The following is an 18,454-nucleotide window of genomic DNA, read 5'->3' as shown; positions in this document are numbered from 1 at the left end:
CTTTCTTATAGGTAAGCCATATCAAATGTGAATATTGTCACCTTGATCTTCAATGTCCCGACGACTAATCGGTCCCCGGTAAGCAGATATTCTGCCGTGTCCACAGCCCGTCTGCGAAGCCCTCGTATGATCCAGGTTCCGTTCGCCGAATGCAGATCCTTAACGGCCAGCCTCCCCTGTGAGAGGAAGATGACACAATGGCGGCCGGATACCGCGCCGTCCCGGATGCAGATCTCATTCTCCCCCGGACTGCGTCCGATTCGGGTTCCCTGATCTGGATCGAAGACAAAGCCCTGCTTCTGCTCATCCTTCCATTTCAGGTATACCATGGTCTTGTGGCCTCCATAGCTGGGCGCGCTCTGATTACGTATGGCATTATTCAGACAGTTCTCTTTTATCATCTTATAAGCCGCATCGTAATACTTCTGCATTTCCGCTTTTTCGGTACTGCGTACCACATATGCTGCGGCTATGACGGCAGCCAGAACGACTGCCGTAATCACACCCATCCACATCGTTTCAATCCTTCTTTTTATTTATTTGATATCGAAAATTCATCTGTCTCCGGTGCTTTATTGATGATATTCAGCTCTCCATGATCAATCTCACAGACAATCCAGATATCCTTCACATCTGCCGACGGATCGATGGTAATTGTCACTGGTTCTTTATTCGGAAGGTATACCTTTACAGTCGCTCCATATTCCTTCATCGTGCGGGTCCGCCTGAAATCTGCCACCTGGAACTCATACACCCCGTTCAGGTCATAGATCGTCATGGTCTCCGGCCCGTATCCGTCCGTATCATCCAGATCAAGCTCTGCAATCATATCGCTTCCTGCCTTTGACTGCTTATTCCTGAAATTCACAAATACGTTCTCTCCACCATCCGTATTTCCCATAAGGTAAGAGTCCAGATCCTGCGGCTCTGCGTTCCATTCCAGGACAATTCTGGCCGTTCCCTTAGTAAGCTTAGGTGAAATCGTGAACTTCTCGCCATTATAATTTTTGCCCTCTTTGATGACAAATTCGAACTCTTCCTCAATATAATCATCTGCTGTAATCAGAATGGTATAGACATCCGGTTCAAGGTCAATGGAAAATGTTCCGTCTGGTCCTGACTTGGTCGTTTTTTCGGATTGCTCTTCTTCGCCGGCTGGAAGGTAAGTACTGCATCCTCCACACCTTCTCCGTCGACTGCATCCACGACTACACCTGAAAGATGTCCGGTACGGTCCTTCTCAAGGTTCGCATTCAGAAGGATGATTTCATTCCATACATTTGGTGCCGTGACATTTCCATCCGCGTCCGTCTCGATCCGAATGATGTAGTCCTCGTTCTTAGTCTCCACGTAATACCTGCCATCCAAATTCTTCGGCTGCACTTTTTCTCCAAAGAACATCTGAAGCCTTTGTATGCTCACCCCGCCGTCAAAATTGCGGAACAGCATTCCCAGGGTATTGACTGTGATTTTCTCCGGCATTCCCTTTTCCGTCGGGGTCTTACGGCTCACATCAACAATGTTTTTATTCGTCTCTGTATTCCTGTAGAAGCAGGTCGCATCGAGACCAGCATGTACGACCTCCAAATAGCCGTCTTCATCCGTCTGTGCACTCTTGACTGAGCCGAATACATCCTTATAATCCTCAAACCGGTAATTTATGATTTTCTGCATAAAAGAGGTATCCCACCCCATATTCTGGGATGCATTTTTAAGGTCCAGAGTCTGCTCCTGCTTTTCTTCCTCATCCCCCATGACAGCCACAAGGTTCTGTCCATCCAGGTCGTCCAGCATCCTTTTGATCTTAAAGGAGGAAGTCTCCTCCCAGCCTTTGCGAAGGACTGCCTTTGCCTTGGAAGGCTCTTCCTGCTCCACATACACATCTGCAAGGGCAAGATATGCATCCTCCTCGCCTGGATTTTTGGAGATTGCCTTCTTATACTCGACCACCGCATCCTCATAATTATGGGATGCCAGATACTTTTCCGCCCGTGTCATAGCCTCACTGTAATTCTTCTCCTTCATCTTCCCACTCACTACAAAAAATGCCGCCGCGCCGATTACGACGACCAATAGCCCGGCTAATACAGCCAGTATCATTTTTGTCCGGTTCTTTCTTCCATTCTGGTTCTGATTTTGTCCGCTCATATTCCCACCTCATCTTTAGTCATAGATCTGATAAGTCTGTTCCCTGATCTTTCTCTTTTTCTGTTTCAATACCCATTCCGCTGCTATCAGCCCTGCCGTGGACAGCAGGATCAGAATGGCCCCTGCCGCCATCAACTGTACACCGCTCATACTTTTACTCCTCCAGTTCCTTCATGATTCCAGTCAGCTCTTCCATCTCTGTATCGGACTCTCCTGATGCCTGATAACGGTGCTTGCAGTCCTGATAACGGAATTTCAGATCCTCCAGAATTCCCTCATAACTCTTCTGTTCCTTTGCCAGCTCCAAATAGTTGTAGCACATCCACATCGGAATCACATAATCCTCCCCATATGTCCGGTCCATGCGGTAAAGCGTGTCGTTACTGTCCTCGTACTTTCCCATGGCCCGCTGCGTCAACGCCAGGTTCAACTGGTCCTCATAGCTTGGATTTTTGCTTTGATTCAGACGCTGGTAGCAATGGTAAGCCTTCGCAAGATATGTGCTCTGATTCGTATTCCTGCTGTCAGCTAAAGCCGCCTTCGCTGCCGACTGTCCCATCTGTCTTAGGACCTCTTTTGAAGTTTCCAGCTCTTCTGCGTGTTCCAGAGCCCTCACTGCCTTTTCATATTCTTCACCCTTCTCATAGATAGAGGCCTGCAGCAGATATCCGCTCAACAGATTCTTTTGATCTGTCTCGACTTCAAAAAATTCCTCTAATTCCTTTAACGCCCGGTCTTCCTCTTCTTCCATCCAAGATATTTCTGCCTGTATCAAAAGCCGTTCCCCTGCTGTCAGACTTTTTTTCCCGTCTGCAGAATCCATCACCGTATGTGCCTTGCTCACAAGTCCGCTGCGCACAAGTGCAATCACATAATCCTTACAAAAGCCATCATTTTCAGGTTCCAGTCTCCATGCTTCTTCATAATAGGATGCAGCTTCCCGAAACTCCTCCTGTCTGAAATAACTTTCCCCCAGCACATGAAGCACTTCCGCTTTCTTCTCTTCATGGCGCTTTAAATAACTACGGTATGTACGGGAATTCAGGATTTTTGTTGCCTGTGAAACAACTTCTGTATCATCCTGTTTTTCCGCTGACACATATAACTGTCGGTAAGCCTGCTGCCAATTCTCGATTCCATTCTGCCAATTCCCGTAATACAGAAGAAGTACCCCCATGACCACGCAGAGCAACCAGACAAAAACCCCTGCAAACTGGACAAATGTATATTTTTTATACAATGGGTCCATCCTGCTGACATCCAGAAGTGCCTTTTTCATCTGTCCAGCAGACTGAAATCGGGCGGAAGGTTTCTTTTTCATTGCCTTAACTGTAATTGCCCGAATCCCGTCACTATAAGGGATATCCATAGAAAAAAGGTCCTGGTACTGCTCTTTATCCGGTGACGGAAGACGCCCGCTCATCAAGGTATAGAACACGGCTCCAAGGCTGTAAATATCCATACGAACATCCAGCACGGACGTATTCTTTTTCCCATACTGAATATCCATTGCCTTCTGATACTGCTCCGGTGCGGCGAACCAGGGACTGACCCCCTTGATATCCTTAGAGACTTCCCCATCCAGAGAAATATTAAAATCGATCAGACATACATTTCCCTGCACTGTAATCATGATATTGGACGGCTTGATATCACTATGGAGAATGCACGGAGTCTGCGAATGCAGATATTCCAGCACCTCGCAGAGCTGTAACATCCACTTTAAAAGAATCTGTTCCGGAAAATGACGGCCCTGGTTCAAATACTGCTGGAGGTCCTGTCCTTCGATATACTCCATAACTGTATAAATGCTGCCTCCCACGTCCAGGAAGTCATATACCTGCGGCAGATACGAATGGTGAAGACGTTTCAGAATATCCACCTCTGCACGGCCGTTGATCTGTCCCACAAAGTGGTCCTTCACCTTCTTGACTACCACCTTTTTCTGCAAATGCAGGTGATATGCAAGATAAATGATTCCTGTTCCTCCCTGACCGATCTCGCAGATAATCTGATACATCCCGCCCAGAATATCTCCTTTTTGTATCATACTAATCCCTCTCTCTTAAAATCCTGCACTTCCTCCTATGGAAAAGGGCCGCCCAAATCTAAAGATTCAGGCAGCCCGATCACTTTCTTACCACCTTAGCGGTGGGAGTCATTTCCCGAAATATAATTGTTACGCTTTCCTTCTAAGCCTGCTTTTGGCTGGATTTCTTTTTCTTAGTAAGAAAAACTGCAAGTGCCGCAGCTACCGCTGCCAATCCAACTGATGAGCCGACTACTAAAGGTGTGTTGCGATAGAACTGTACCAACAGGTTCGCTGTGATCAGCACGCGGATCTCAGATGTATCAGCCTGATTTCCTGCTGCATCTGTTGCGACCGCCTTAATCTCCTGCCAGTTGCTGGAGCTTTCCAGTGAAAATGGGATTTCGCCCTTCTGCTTCTGGATTTCCTTCGCACTGTAGGTCTTCGACTGAGTGTCCTTACCGTCTACCTGGACGTTCAGATTATCCATTGCTACATTATCTGCAACTGCAATCGTGATATCCCTGTTGTTTGTTCTATATTGACCATCATCCTCTACTCCGGTGATGACAACTGTTGGTTTTGTCTTATCAATAACGAATTCGATATTCGCCTCTTTGACCTTATTGTTCACTTCATTTTTTGCACGGTCTTTGGAATCGATCGTCACGTTATAGAGACCTTCCTTCTCAAAGTTAGCAGCCTTGATCGTATACTCATAGCTCTTCCAGGAAGCCTCATTTCCGCTTTCCTTCACCGTATAATCTGTTCCTTTTGTCAAGTTTACCAATTCTCCGTCAAGTCCATATGAGATTCCATTGTGTACCAGAGTATCTACATTGACTTCTGTTACCACCAGATCCTGTTCCTTATTGGAATAGTACTGATCCAGGAATGCTTCTGTGGAGGTTCCAAATATAAAGTTGGAACCAAATCTGTTCACAGAGAAGGTTACGGACTTCTCATCCATATTTCCGGCCAGATCACTTACCTGTGCAGTCAATGTGTAGACATCGTCCACTGACTCCTTGTGTTCAAAGTCAGCCATCTTAATGCTTTCGCCGTTCGGAATAGATGACCTGCTTCCGCTGATGGTCTTCTCGGAATGCTTCGGCCCCTTAATGCTGATCTTCACTGCAGACGCATCATAATTCACATCACTGTATTTTACCCCTGGTGCTACGGTACCGTTATTCGCTGATTTGTCCGTGATATCAAAAATATCGATCTCCGGCTTTGTCTGGTCCACAGTGAACTTATCCTGTGTATAAGCTGTTGCCGGGTTGCCCGCCAGGTCTGTGTAATTGATGGTAAAGGAGTAATCTCCATCTGTTCCAAAGTAAATCGTTGCAGAGTGGCTGTCCCCGCTTGTAGACCATCCATTGACTCCCGGTGCTGAAATGCCCTGTGACTGGAGGCTTGCGGATATTGCCGCCTGTACTTCGGAACCATTGAAGTTATGCTCATTTACCGTAACCGTAGCTGTACGCGGCTTGTCATAGTATGTACCATTTGCAGCATTGTTGTTATCAAATGTGACATTGATAGTCGGTGCGGTCTGGTCAATTGTAAACTCATCTACCTGTGAATAATGGGAGCGGTTTCCGGCCCGGTCCGTACAATTCATCGTAATCGTGTAATCCCCGTCTGCAGCAAATGTAACCGTACATGTATTGACAGCATCGTCGGTTTCCCCTGCTAATGGACTGATACTCCATCCACTGATAGAAGGCATCGTTCCGTCTGTATTCGTAATTGTAAAATCTACCGCATCAGGATCAAAGTTACGTTCCCTGACAGAAACCGTTGCTGTCCTTGTGGCATTGTAGTACTTGCCATTGGATGGATTATTCAAATTATATTCAATCTGAACTTCTGGAGGAGTCGTATCTATTTTGATATCCTTCGTCGCTTCTGACTGGTTACCGGCGTAATCAATTGCTACAACCTTAATGGTCACGTGGTTCGTGTTATTTTTTTCTGCTTCTACCTTTAAATCGTCATGGTAGCGTTGCTGCCTTTCAGCAGGTTTATCCCATTCATGAGTTCCCGCTTGTGTACGCTGACCATTAGAAGTAACTTCATATGAAACCTCTTTCAGACCGGAGTAAGTTCCGCCTACGGCCGGATCTGTAACATCGATTGAGAATGGTACATCTCCTCCATAGATTCCCTGTGGTGGATCAGCCATTGTGATTGTAATCTCTGGTGCTGAAGGCTTTTGGTTATCTGCGATGATACCAGTCTCCGAGTTAATGTAATTCACATTTCCGGCCATGTCTACCATTTTCATGTAAATAATAGCCTGTTCATTTGCCGTCACCTGTGTTTCGCTTCCATCTGTCCAATCCTTGATCTGATCCAACTCATCCCATGTCAGAGCCGCGAATATACCCCTGGTCTCCACATCTGGAATGTCCTTATAATACTGCATAGACTTCACACCTGATGTTAAATCTTCACTGGTCATTGTGATCGTCTTCGTATTCTGGGTGAAGATTCCAAATGTCAACCAATGTGCAAACTTTTCCCAGATATTTTTGTCGTCTACTACTATTCTTCCTGTTGGTTCCAATGTATCTACCGTGAAATAATGTGTTCCATAGACCGCTTCATTTCCGGCAAGATCTTTATAAGTCAATGCCAGCTCATAATTTGCATCTACTGTAAATGAAAATACCTGTGTTCTGACGTAACCGTCTGATGTCCACTTACCTCTTGTGTCTGCACTTGCTGTGAAGTTTTCTGTATCAACACCGACCTTTTTAAAATTAGTTGCCTTGAATGTAAGGTCCATCTGCTTGGGTTCTTCTGAAAATTTAGATGCCAAGCTAAAGTTGCGCTCTGTGACAGTAACTTCTGCTGTAATAACACTACTCTCGTAAATACGGTCTGCATTTACCTTCCCCGGTGATACCTCTGTTTTTCCAGCTTTATAAACTACTTTAATTTCTGGAGCCACTTTATCTACTGTAAATTTTTCTTTTGCCTTTGTCCCCTTTTCATAAACAGCACCTTCATCGCTGTATGTCGCTGCATCAGCAATGTGAGGAACAATTACATAGTCTGCATCCCGTTTATCACCTTCACCAAACAGAATCTGATATTCAACAGTCCGTTTATCACTTAATTTCTTAAATGCCACATCGTTTTGACTATCAATTGGGCCTCCCTTTACAGAAATACCATCCACTGCTTTTAATTCTTCCAGAGATATCCCATTCATAGCCTTACCATCTAAAGTTAAGTCGAATGTCAGTCCTTTTTCATAAAAGTTTCTTTCCTGATAAGTAATCGTCATTAAACGTTCATCTGTAAAGTATGATTCATTATGTACATCGTTATTATCATAGGAAACTTTTATTTGCGGCTTTGTTATATCAATTGCAAGCTCTCTTGTTGCTACTGTAATATTTCCTGCGTTATCCTCTGCAGTCACTTCAATTACAATATCATTACTGTTATTCTTGTCACTTTGGATTAACAAATCGGTCTTTTCCAATGTCTGGACCCGTTTTGCTGCAGGTTTCAACTCTTCATTAAAGTTTCCTGACTGTGTCGGTTTATCAGCATTCCCATCCTTAATAATCTTATAGGATACTTTCGCCAGACCAGAATATGTATCGCTGCCTTCCGGGATTGGATCTGTAACTTTAATATTGAAATTGACATCCCCTTTAAATATCTCCAGGCCTGTATCCTGATTCTCTGCCACAGGGTCCTCTGTCGTAATTATGATTTCCGGTGAGGAAGGTGACTCTCTATCATCAATAATTCCTTTTGAATTGATATAGGTTCTATTCCCTGCCTGGTCCTCCAAGAAAACATACGGAACAGCCTTAGAATTCTCGTTAAGCTGATATGTCTGCTGCTTCTCATCAACCGTATAATTTGGAGCTTCACCTAAATCATTATCTAATCTGGTCCAATGATCGATATGATTTAATTCATCTTCCGTTAATGCATCAAATTCACCATTTTCCATATTCAGATTTCTTTGTGACGGATCTGGATTGTCTATATAGTATCTCTGAACATATGGTGATATCACATCTTTACTATTCATTGTAACTGTAACAGAATGATTTCTGAAAATACCGAAGGTAATCGTATCTAAAATCTTACGAAATACTCCTTCATCCTCTGAAATAGTAACCGTTCCCTCAGGAGCCGTCTTGTCAACTGTAAATGAATCTCCTTTTTCTTGATTACTTTCATCAACTAATACCGCAGAATTTCCTGCCAAATCAGTATAAGCCATGTTAAATATGTAATTAGCCTCATCCGGGAAAATAAAGGTCTGTGTGTGTTCTCCCCCGTTCAGACCAGGATTCCATTTATTTACTGCCTTTGCTAAGCTATTGCGGTCCTCACTCACACTTACTGACTCACTCTTTAAATCAACAGCAGTTTCCGATACATTCATATTTTCAAATTTCTCGCCATCTGCAAAATTTCTTTCTGCAATTGTTACTTCAGCTTCAATATTATACTTTTTATATCTCTTTGCTGTATTAATATCCTGCGTAATATTAATTCTTTCTTTTTGGTCATTGTAAGAATAATATTCTACACTCATTACTGGGGCTACTGTATCAACCGTAAACAACTCCCCTGTCTTAACTAACTGATTCTCATCTTTTACATCTACTGCGCTATTTCCTGTTAAATCAGTTGTTGAGACTGTTATTAGGTAATCGTGGTCTTCTGTTCTCCCCTTTTCATCCGTACCAAATGTGAGCGTAAATTTAATCTCCCTATCATCAGTATGCATCCTTGAATCCACGTCTGCTTCGCTGTCTTCCACAACAGTAACAGCATTGATTCCGGTTATGTCTTTTAATTCTGCATAGGTGCATACTTGCTCTTTCCCATCCACTTTTACATTAAAGCTTGTATTCTCAAGTGAGAAATTTCTTTCCGTAATGACTACAGTCATTGTACGCGGAGCCTTGAAGTAATGACCATTCTTAACTCCGATTTCTTTATCATTATAGATTGCTTTGATAGTTGGCGCCTTGTCATCCACATAAAACGTTTCATTAGAAGCAGATGCCTGACTGTATGTAACACCACTGTCCTCTTTTCCGGCCTTATCTTTAATATGTGGAATCAGTTTGTAACATCCATCTGTCTGGAACTGAATTTCATAAGATAAAAGACGATTCTCCGTATGTGCTGTTTCTTCTATATTTGCTTCTGAATCGACCAGCGCACCAACTTTAAATTCTTTCATCTTTCTCAGTTCTTCCAGTGTAAGACGACTCTTTTCTGCGCTCCCCTCTATCTTCTTTCCATTCACTTCCAGTTCAAAAGTCAGAAGGCTTTCGTCAAAGTTCCTTTCCTTATAATCAATCTTCATAACCCTGGAATTGTAATAGAGGCTGTCCTTATAAGAATCATAACTTACTTGTACTTCTGGAATCTTGGAATCTATAATAAATAATTCATTTCCATCATAGTCTTCCGTTTCGGGCACTTCGTACTTAACTTCTTTATTTATATTTCCGGCAGTATCCTGAATATGAGGAATTACTTTATAAGCTCCATCTTCTGTAAATTGAACCTTGTATGTAATTTCTCTGTCATCTGTATAATCATCCGGGTTTGTTACGGCCCCATTTGAATTACTTATCTTTGTAACCTGAATGGCACCAAGCGCATTCACCTCAGCCAGTGTCAGTCTGCTTTTTTCTGCTGTACCAGCCTGATCTGTTCCATTCACCTGTACATCAAATGATAATAAGCTTTCGTCGAAATTTCTCTCCTTATACTTGATTGTCATTTCTCTTGATTCAAAATAATGCTTTGACTTTGCTTTATTTTCTGAATATCCCACTGAAACTTCCGGCAGAATGTGATCCAGACAGAGATTCTCCTCCGTATATGTGTAATCATTTCCCGCCTTATCAACTGCAGTTACAGAAATCGTTACATGATTGGTGTGATATTTCTTCACAGTCAGAATTCCATCTACTGCAAAGTTAGCCCGTTTTACCAAATAAGACAATGTAGTTTTATCATCGTTCTCTGCACCTATGATTTTATCAATATCATCGGATGTTATAGTATAGGAATCTACCACCTTCTTATCTGCATCTAAACCAGTACTGTTTCTTACTGTGTTCCCATTGTCTGTGACCTCTACACGAATTTCTTCAATTCCTGAAGTAGTATCTGTGACAGACTCTAAATCCTGAATCTCAATCTTATATGGCACTGTTGAATCACATGGAACTTCTCCAATCGGCTGCCCATTATTTACAATCACATTAACCTTTGGTGCATTTGTCTCAAATACTAATCCGTTAGATGTATAAATTGCTTCATTACCCACATGATCCCGAATACGGGCTAATACAATATGATTTCCTTTAGAATCTATATTTTCTGTCGCCTGAATTGCATTGCCATGATCATTCCAAATGCTTGGATCATTCTTTGCACTTACGATACCAGAAACAATATTACTGTCCTTTGTTACCTGGATAACACATGTCTCAAAGGATGCGACTCCACTTCCCTCATCCGAAACGTTCACCGTAACAGGATGTGACTTGTTGGTAAACTCTGTGAAAGGAACCTGGGTATTGCCAAATAAACCTGCATTTACACCAATAAACTCTGCCTTTGGACTCTCTGCATCTACTTTTACAAGATATTTGTTGTCCTTGCCGTCCTTATTAATGGTCCTTGTATTACCGTCTTTGTTGTCTCTGGAATCCTTTAAATAAATATCCAGCTCTTTTTCAGCATCTTTATCATCAGCAAACTGGATTCCCTTCCCATTCGGAAATTCAACCCAACTCTTCCCACCATCCTGTGATACTGCAACACAGTTATAATAGGTATCATCCTTTATAGCAAATCTTAAAAGACCTTCTGCATTTCCCCTGACCCAAATATTATAATCATCAGGAGTATTAGCATTCTTAATTTCTTTATAAACACCTTCTGCATCACTATTTACAGAGACAGCATTTCTAATTTCATCATCTGTCTTTTCTTCTTTTGTAATTTCAAGCCTTCCATAATATTTATTATCATCTACCATGCAGATTTCATAGTTTCCTGCATCTGTATTTTTAATCTGAGGCTGAATGGCATCTTCATAAATACCTACATAATAATTTTGGTCTTTTAAAATAATCTCCGTATCTTTCTCAAGATTATTAAGTTTGTCTGTCCCAACCAGCCCTTGTTCAGCTCCATCTACAATTTTCCCATTCGTGCCTGCTAATACGACTTTATTATCAGCTTTCACTTTGGTCAAAATTTCTTCTTTGGTCTTTCCATAAGGAATTGTTGTTTCATAATCACCAGTCTTTTTCTCAATGCTGACATATACTGGTCTTTTCGTTATTTTAATCTGACTAGAAACCTCTTTTTTAGTCTCATCAATATTAAATATATATCTCGTATCTGATGACTTCGTTATTTTAGTAATATTACAGATCGTGTATGACTTTGCGTCTGCACTATCTACTTCTGCAGTTGCCTCAACTTCAATTACATCGTCCCCTACAATATCTGTATTTTCTGTATGGGACAATTTACCCTTGATTGTAATTTTCTTCGTGCCATCATATACCTTTTCAACAGGCTGCCATGAGATATTCTGTAAAGAAATGTTGCTCAATGTCTTTTGATTCACAGTAATATCATATTTGGCCGTTGATTCCGTATACTCATCATTCGCTGCTGCTGTCACTGTAATTGTTGCCGTTCCTGCTGACTTAGAGCTTACGCTTCCATTTTCATCAACAGTAGCAACGTTCTCATTACTGCTTACATAAGATAAAGTTCTTCCCTGGAGTGAAGCTTGTGTAGCTTCAATTTGTTTTGGCGTATCTCCATATGTAACTGTATCTGATGCCTGATCTAAGACAATCTGAGAAGATTTTTTATAGGAAATCTCATTCGTAGAAACCGATGACTTCAAATAAAAGTCATTAGTATTTTCCTCAAATACTGCAATAAACTTAGTTGTTCCCGCTGGACTGCTATATGTAACTTTAGAATTATATGGAGCTGCAATCGTACCTATAGAAGTTGTGTTTTCATCATTTTTATAAATCTTAACAACTCCACTTGCATCTTGTGGCATACCTCCCACAGATATTTCTACTGACGAAACATCAATATTATCTGTCGTATTACTTCCCGGATTTGCAGTTATTGTCATTCCGGAAATTGTTTCCTTTACAATTACTTCTACTGAAGCCGTCTCATTATGTCTTGTTACAGTTATATTTGTCTTTCCTAAACCCTCTGCACGAATATTTCCCTCTTGATCTACTGTAGCAATGGATTCATCCTTCGATTCCCACACATAGCCCGGCTCTCCATCACTGCTGTTTTCAATCCTATTCTTGATACCAATAGCCGCTGTATTATTATTAGGATCTGCTGGATTTAATGGTCCTATCGCTGTCTCACTTAAATCAATTGGGCTCATTGTCAGTTTCTGCTTATTTGTATCATCCAGTTTCAATGTAATATCCGTCTCTGAATTAAATCCGTCTTTTTCTACTGAATAAGTATATGTTTTTGCACTATCTACAGTGAAATCTGACAGAGTAAAGGTTCCCTCTTTTTCTGTAATTCCTTCACCGACAATCTGAGTTCCATCAGAAATTGTAATTTTAGCTCCGCTCAGTCCAACTTCCTGCGTGGATCCGAATTCCTCATAAATATAAAAACTGACATTCTGTACTGTTGTACTACTTGGATTCACTGGATCCGCCGCACTCGCCACCATCGTCACATCCGGCAGCACGCTGGTAAGCGGCAGCAACAGTGCCAGCACAAAAGCACATACCCTTTCTTTTAGATTTCTTTTTTTCCTCATTCCCTGCTGTCTCCCTTTCCTTTTTTATTTTCTATCAGTATTGCTGTAAATATCTTCCCATTTAAAAGAAAATGTGAATACAGACTTAATACCAGCAAAAATATGAACATCATTACAGCAATCTGGTTCACATTTCTTCTGTTCGCCAAAAATATTGTTGCGGCAAGTGAAATAATCAATACCACATCTGCTGCCATTGCTGGTTTATTGCTGAAAAATTTCAGCACATTGGGTCCCTTATATGCCTTGCGGAAAAAGAGGATATAACTGACCACGCCTCCCAGAATCCCCAGCCAGAACAGAACTCCGGCAGTATATCCGAGTGGATTCAACTTCCCCTCCGCATCAAAGGCTCCCAGCACCATCCATACGGAAACTGCCGAAATCAGAAATTGTATATATACAATTGTAAACGCCTTCTTTTTGTCTCTCATTCCTTACAAAACCTCCTCTGTATGTACCCACATGACCTCTTTTATGATTTTGAATGGTCCGGGAAGTTTTATCTCAGGCTGTACCGCCTGGTCCAGTATGTTTTGAGAAAGGACTGTCGTCTCTCCTGACTGGTTCAGAACCGTCGTCTCCTGTGATCCATCATCCAGAAGCTTTTCTGTCACCTGACTTTGGGCTGACTGCCCTGATATCTGCCCCGAGTACTGTCCCGATACCATTCCAGGTGCCGCGCTTCCTACGCTGTTTCCTGCTGCCCCGCCATTCCTTGATGCGGCTTCTGCCTGAACATCTAAGTTCGGCGCTGTCACCGGATAAGCAATCCGGTCTTCTGGACGCAATACAGACGGTGTATGGGAAACCATATCCTGCCTCAGCTTCCCGGTCCTTGCATTGATCTCCTCCATCTTCTGAATCGTCCGTTTTGCCCCGCGCCCTGTTTTCATATCTATGATTCTGCGAATATTGAATTTAAAAAACAGAAGCACCGATACAGCGAAGAATACACAGGCAAGGACAAGACACACAATGAATCCGGTGTGATAGATATTAATCATTTTTTCCAGTTCCTGCATTCACTGCCCCTCCTGTCTCCTCATTTTTATCCATACCACGGGTCGTGTAGGCGATATCGACCTCTTTTCTTGCCCATTCAATATTATCCAGGATCGTATTCTTTAAATGTTCGATCTCCGTTCTGTCACTCTCGTTTAGAACTACGATATCCGTGTTCAGCCTGGACTGTGTCTTATCAAGCTGTGAAATCAATTCCTCCTTGGTCACACCTGCTGCCTTAAAATTCAATGGATTCTGTCCTATCTGATAGACCACTTCTTTATACATGACCAACGCAGTTTTTACGTTATCCATCTCGACCAGGTTCCCACTGACAAGCTCCGTCAGATCCTTCCAATAATCTCTGTATGTCGTAGTACTGTCTCCGGCCTTGTTGCTGCTGTTGAGGTTGGCATAGTAGCCCGCGATTCTGCCCAGTCGTTTTGCCCGTTCTACTTTATTACTATCCAGTGTGGTACTTGACGAGGCAATGTCGAACCATGCCTGGGACATTGGTTTATTACCATTTCCCTCATAATAGTAGTAATACGCGAGCCCCATCTGGAACGCGAAGTCATCATATGCCTTTTCATCTGCCTCCAGATAACTTTCATTGCTCCGGTTGCTGCTGCCCTTATATCCCAGGATTTCCGTCATTTTAGCGGCTTCCTCCTGTGAAAAATCATCGTCATCCAAAAACGCCTTATTCAGAAGATCCACATATCCCTGCTCTTCACCCGGATTCAGATAGATTGCACTCTGATAATTTTCCACTCGTTCCTCACTGGTTCCTGCAGAGACCGCATTTTTCAAATACTGCGTATAACTGCTGTTCGTCGTGGATGTCTCGGCAGCCTTGAATCCTACACATGCCCCCATAGAAACGACAGTCAAAATAGAGGTCGCAAGAAATGTTCTCCATTTCCTGTTCTGCTTTACCTTATACTCGTGATCCAGTTCATCATAGTGTTCCAGTGCATACATCAATTCCGCACAGGATTGATAACGGTCATTTGGATTCTTCTGCGTACATCTTAAGATGATTTCTTCCAGACCAGAGGAAAGATTCGGATTCCACTGGCGGATCGGATACATTTCATAAGGAGGCAGGCAGGGGTTATGTCCTGTAATCAGGTGATACAATGTTGCACCCAGACAATAAATATCTGTTCTGGCATCTGTCTGGCCTTGTCCCCCGAACTGCTCCGGTGCCGCATACCCTTGCGTTCCCAGACATGTAGTGTCTGCGATACTTGCCGACTTGTATTCTCTTGCCGTACCAAAATCAATAATCATGATATTGCCGTCCGGCTTGAGCATCACATTGGACGGCTTCATATCCCTGTAAATGATAGGCGGCACTCGAGAATGCAGATACCCGAGCACATCACAGATCTGCTTCGCCCACTCAATCACTTTTTCCTGAGGCTGTGCCCCCTCCCGGTTCAGCGCCTCACTCAAAGGCTTTCCTTCTATATAATCCATTACAATCAGGAAAGTATCATCACAGTCAATCACGTCAATGATACTTGGGAGATTGGGATGATTCAGCCTTTTTAAAATATCGGTCTCGGCAATCAGATTCTGTTTCACCACTTCATAGTTAGATACGCCGTCCTTACGAATCTCCTTGATTGCCCAGGGCTTATTCGCACGCTCGTTCATTGCCAGATAGACAATGCTCATTCCACCCTGTCCGATTTTATTTAGTATTTTGTATTTTCCATCTACAATGGAACCTATCTCTAGCATCTCTTATTCCTCTAATTGGTTTTTATAATAATGACGGAAATATTATCGCTTTCTTTTCTCTGCTTGTTCAGTTCCGTACAGTAGATTGCTGCATCCCGCATTGCTTTTTCATCCGTCAGCAATTGAGGGCTTAATATCTTCATAAATTCATCGACTGTAATCTGATGGCGGAACCCGTCCGAGCAGAGGATGAACAAGTCACCTTCCTCATATTCTCCCTCATAAAAATCAGGGATGATTACCTGACTTGCTCCTACACATTGCAGAAGCACATTCCTCTGCGGATGATTACGGGCTTCCTCTTCCGTCATGCGTCCCTCGTCCATTTCCCGCTGTACAAAGGTCTGATCTTTTGTAATCATCTCCAGACTTCGGTTCAGGCGGTATGTCCTTGAATCCCCTACATTTACAATGTAGTAATGATGGTCGATTAATAAAAGTGCCACCAGCGTTGTCCCACATGGGGCATGAAATCCCGCTCCGTAATCTGCGATTTTATGATTCACATTGTCTATCAGCTCATTCCAGCTTTTTTGCAGGGAATTGTAATCGATTTCCTTTGTCTCTCTTTTCTCATAGAGAATAAAAGGAAAAACTTTTTCGAACCAATCAGAAAAAGCCCTAATCAAAGCTGCACTGGCGACCTCACCTTTTGCAAGGCCGCCCATGCCATCACAGATTACAGAGAGCAATACCTCTCCGTAATCTGTAGATGCCTGCTTGATTAAGACAGAATCCTGATTGGTATTCTTTTTTATTCCAACATCACTATGTGCAATACTTAAAAAACCCATTTCTGTCTCCTGTTTCACTAATTTACTTATGATAAATGAAATTCAAATTCTTCATCTGATAATTTTAAAACAGACTGATCAGATAATAAGGTTTCCTTATGTGGACTTAACTGAACACCATTTACAAATGTAAAGTTCGTAGCGCCCTGGTCGATTGCATAATAATCAGACCCTTTCTTAACGATTTCACAGTGAACACGGCTGACCGAGGTATTATCTGAAATACAGTAGTTTACTTTTTTCCTTTCTTTGCCCAGCTTGAAGTTCTGAAGGTTGACTGCGATCTTTTCTCCATTCTTCTTGCGAATCAGATATGCGCTTCCTGCGTTGCTAAGCAGTGTCGTCTCTCCTGCTCCGGCATCAAGCAGCGTTGTCTCTCCTGCTCCTTCTGGAATCGTATCCTGCTGTGGCATTGGGTTTGGTTTTGCAAAGCTGTCTACAGAGCCGTATGCATTTCCGCTGTTCGCATCCCAATTGGATGGACCTGGTGCCGGCCCTCCCTGTACAGGAACCGGTGCTGCTTTTTTCTTCTTACTTGACATTACTACTACAATAATAATGATGATCACAATGACAACTGCTGCCACAATGGCAATGATCAGCATCATGTTCGGTCCAGACTTTTCTTCGAGCGCATTGATTGCATCATTTAAATCATCTGTTGCATTCTGAATCTCAACTGCCTCTGCTGCATCATTGGCTAAAACTGCTTCTGCAGTTCCAATGCTGTCATCGAGAGCTTTCACTGTCTCTTCTGTGAATTTGGTGGTGTCAACAGCTTTGGCATCATCTAATGCGGATTGAAGTTCTGTGAGGATTGCTGTGTTGTCTGGTTTCTCTTCTTCTTTTTCTGAATCTGGTGTGGTTTCCGTGTCTTGCGTAAGCTCTGGTGTAGAATTCATTGGAGTTCCTGCCACATATGGAATTCCAAATGTATCCAGTCCCTTCTTTATGTAATTAATCTGAATAGAATAATTTTTCTTGCCTGCTATAAAGGTGTTCAGACCAACCACATTATTATTTTCATCTAATAAAGGTCCACCAGAATTTCCAAGGTTCAGCGGAGCTGTATGTTCAATAATATCTACGTTGCCTGTAACAGTCAGTTTTGAAACCGCACCGTTAACTGTTGATACATCATCTTTCGTATTATAGTTTTTCGTACTGATGGAATCTGCCGGGAATCCCATTGCATAAACAGCTTCCTTTGTCTTCACTGCATCACTGTCACCAAGTGCAACTGGCTTTCTGTCATAAATCTTCTCAGCAAGCTTTACTGCCGCAAAGTCCATATCATCACTGTTCACACTATCATGCATCGTTGCTGCCACCTTCATATCTCTGTTTACAAAGAGATATAATTTGATATGGCTGTCAGATGCCTGTAAATCTGCAACACCGCTCATTTTTCTTAAATCATTTAATTCATCCTGAGAAGATATTGTGACGACATGTTTATTCGTCAAAACATATTCGTCATTGATCAGGAAACAAGTTCCCCCTTTATATGCCTGATAAACTCCATTATCATCTTCATACCCAAGTGTCATCAGCATGATACTTTCTCTTGGGTCATCTGTTGCAACCAGATTATTTGTTTCGTCTTCTGCCATTACCGGAAGCGTCATTGTGAACATCATGCACAATGTAACCACCAAAGTTAAAATCCGGCCTGCCTTTTGTCTTAATTTTTTCATAAACTAGTCCTCCTACATGGTTTTGAGAAATCCCCCGTCATGCACCATCCTTATCTGTCTGTATGGGTTAATCTCCCGGTATAATATAATTTTTACATGATTAAGTTCATCATATATATGGGCCGCTGCAGATACAATATGTGGCGGGTTTTGTGGACACACTTTTTTCACATTTTCT

Annotated in this window: 11 protein-coding genes; all 11 read right to left on the bottom strand. The window is 42.4% G+C overall.

Translation table 11 applies throughout. The annotated features are described in order from the left end of the window. Nucleotides 1-5: 5 nt before the first annotated feature. The 11 genes from HGO97_RS12390 to HGO97_RS12345 all read right to left on the bottom strand — a co-directional run bounded on the left by HGO97_RS12390 (nucleotide 6) and on the right by HGO97_RS12345 (nucleotide 18,276). The gene (locus HGO97_RS12390; protein ID WP_216242083.1) at nucleotides 6-509 is read right to left on the bottom strand and encodes an FHA domain-containing protein; all 504 of its coding nucleotides are present in this window, start codon (nucleotides 507-509) and stop codon (nucleotides 6-8) included. Between the two features lie 23 nt (nucleotides 510-532). After that, the gene (locus HGO97_RS12385) at nucleotides 533-901 is read right to left on the bottom strand and encodes a hypothetical protein (RefSeq protein ID WP_216242081.1); all 369 of its coding nucleotides are present in this window, start codon (nucleotides 899-901) and stop codon (nucleotides 533-535) included. Nucleotides 902-1,062: 161 nt separating this feature from the next. Next, nucleotides 1,063-2,148: a tetratricopeptide repeat protein gene (locus HGO97_RS12380; protein ID WP_216242078.1), complete on the bottom strand. Its 1,086-nt coding sequence runs from the start codon at nucleotides 2,146-2,148 to the stop codon at nucleotides 1,063-1,065. 15 nt (nucleotides 2,149-2,163) lie between these two features. Continuing rightward, the gene (locus HGO97_RS24015) at nucleotides 2,164-2,298 is read right to left on the bottom strand and encodes a hypothetical protein (protein WP_281419952.1); all 135 of its coding nucleotides are present in this window, start codon (nucleotides 2,296-2,298) and stop codon (nucleotides 2,164-2,166) included. 4 nt (nucleotides 2,299-2,302) lie between these two features. Next, the gene (locus HGO97_RS12375) at nucleotides 2,303-4,198 is read right to left on the bottom strand and encodes a serine/threonine-protein kinase (protein WP_216242076.1); all 1,896 of its coding nucleotides are present in this window, start codon (nucleotides 4,196-4,198) and stop codon (nucleotides 2,303-2,305) included. Nucleotides 4,199-4,340: 142 nt separating this feature from the next. Beyond that, entirely contained in the window at nucleotides 4,341-13,028 is an 8,688-nt protein-coding gene (locus HGO97_RS12370) for an Ig-like domain-containing protein (protein WP_216242074.1), read from the bottom strand. Beyond that, complete coding sequence (locus HGO97_RS12365) at nucleotides 13,025-13,462, bottom strand: hypothetical protein (protein ID WP_216242073.1); 438 nt, start codon at nucleotides 13,460-13,462, stop codon at nucleotides 13,025-13,027. Before HGO97_RS12365 ends, HGO97_RS12370 begins: the two co-directional genes overlap by 4 nt. Nucleotides 13,463-13,465: 3 nt before the next feature. After that, complete coding sequence (locus HGO97_RS12360) at nucleotides 13,466-14,053, bottom strand: Got1/Sft2-like family vesicle transport protein (protein WP_216242070.1); 588 nt, start codon at nucleotides 14,051-14,053, stop codon at nucleotides 13,466-13,468. Next, complete coding sequence (locus HGO97_RS12355; protein WP_216242067.1) at nucleotides 14,028-15,785, bottom strand: serine/threonine-protein kinase; 1,758 nt, start codon at nucleotides 15,783-15,785, stop codon at nucleotides 14,028-14,030. Before HGO97_RS12355 ends, HGO97_RS12360 begins: the two co-directional genes overlap by 26 nt. Before the next feature lie 11 nt (nucleotides 15,786-15,796). Then, complete coding sequence (locus tag HGO97_RS12350; RefSeq protein ID WP_216242065.1) at nucleotides 15,797-16,579, bottom strand: PP2C family protein-serine/threonine phosphatase; 783 nt, start codon at nucleotides 16,577-16,579, stop codon at nucleotides 15,797-15,799. 26 nt (nucleotides 16,580-16,605) lie between these two features. Beyond that, complete coding sequence (locus HGO97_RS12345) at nucleotides 16,606-18,276, bottom strand: trypsin-like peptidase domain-containing protein (RefSeq protein WP_246597428.1); 1,671 nt, start codon at nucleotides 18,274-18,276, stop codon at nucleotides 16,606-16,608. Between the last annotated feature and the right edge of the window lie 178 nt (nucleotides 18,277-18,454).

Origin of the sequence: Faecalicatena faecalis (assembly GCF_012524165.2) — a bacterium.
Classification (GTDB): domain Bacteria; phylum Bacillota; class Clostridia; order Lachnospirales; family Lachnospiraceae; genus Faecalicatena_A; species Faecalicatena_A faecalis.
Note: the sequence above shows the minus strand (reverse complement) of the source record. Positions and strands in the feature narration are given on the sequence as shown.

Coding starts and splice junctions, on each gene's coding strand:
- HGO97_RS12390 (WP_216242083.1), bottom strand. CDS start 509: ATGGGTGTGATTACGGCAGTCGTTCTGGCTGCCGTCATAGCCGCAGCA.
- HGO97_RS12385 (WP_216242081.1), bottom strand. CDS start 901: ATGGGAAATACGGATGGTGGAGAGAACGTATTTGTGAATTTCAGGAAT.
- HGO97_RS12380 (WP_216242078.1), bottom strand. CDS start 2,148: ATGAGCGGACAAAATCAGAACCAGAATGGAAGAAAGAACCGGACAAAA.
- HGO97_RS24015 (WP_281419952.1), bottom strand. CDS start 2,298: ATGAGCGGTGTACAGTTGATGGCGGCAGGGGCCATTCTGATCCTGCTG.
- HGO97_RS12375 (WP_216242076.1), bottom strand. CDS start 4,198: ATGATACAAAAAGGAGATATTCTGGGCGGGATGTATCAGATTATCTGC.
- HGO97_RS12370 (WP_216242074.1), bottom strand. CDS start 13,028: ATGAGGAAAAAAAGAAATCTAAAAGAAAGGGTATGTGCTTTTGTGCTG.
- HGO97_RS12365 (WP_216242073.1), bottom strand. CDS start 13,462: ATGAGAGACAAAAAGAAGGCGTTTACAATTGTATATATACAATTTCTG.
- HGO97_RS12360 (WP_216242070.1), bottom strand. CDS start 14,053: ATGCAGGAACTGGAAAAAATGATTAATATCTATCACACCGGATTCATT.
- HGO97_RS12355 (WP_216242067.1), bottom strand. CDS start 15,785: ATGCTAGAGATAGGTTCCATTGTAGATGGAAAATACAAAATACTAAAT.
- HGO97_RS12350 (WP_216242065.1), bottom strand. CDS start 16,579: ATGGGTTTTTTAAGTATTGCACATAGTGATGTTGGAATAAAAAAGAAT.
- HGO97_RS12345 (WP_246597428.1), bottom strand. CDS start 18,276: ATGAAAAAATTAAGACAAAAGGCAGGCCGGATTTTAACTTTGGTGGTT.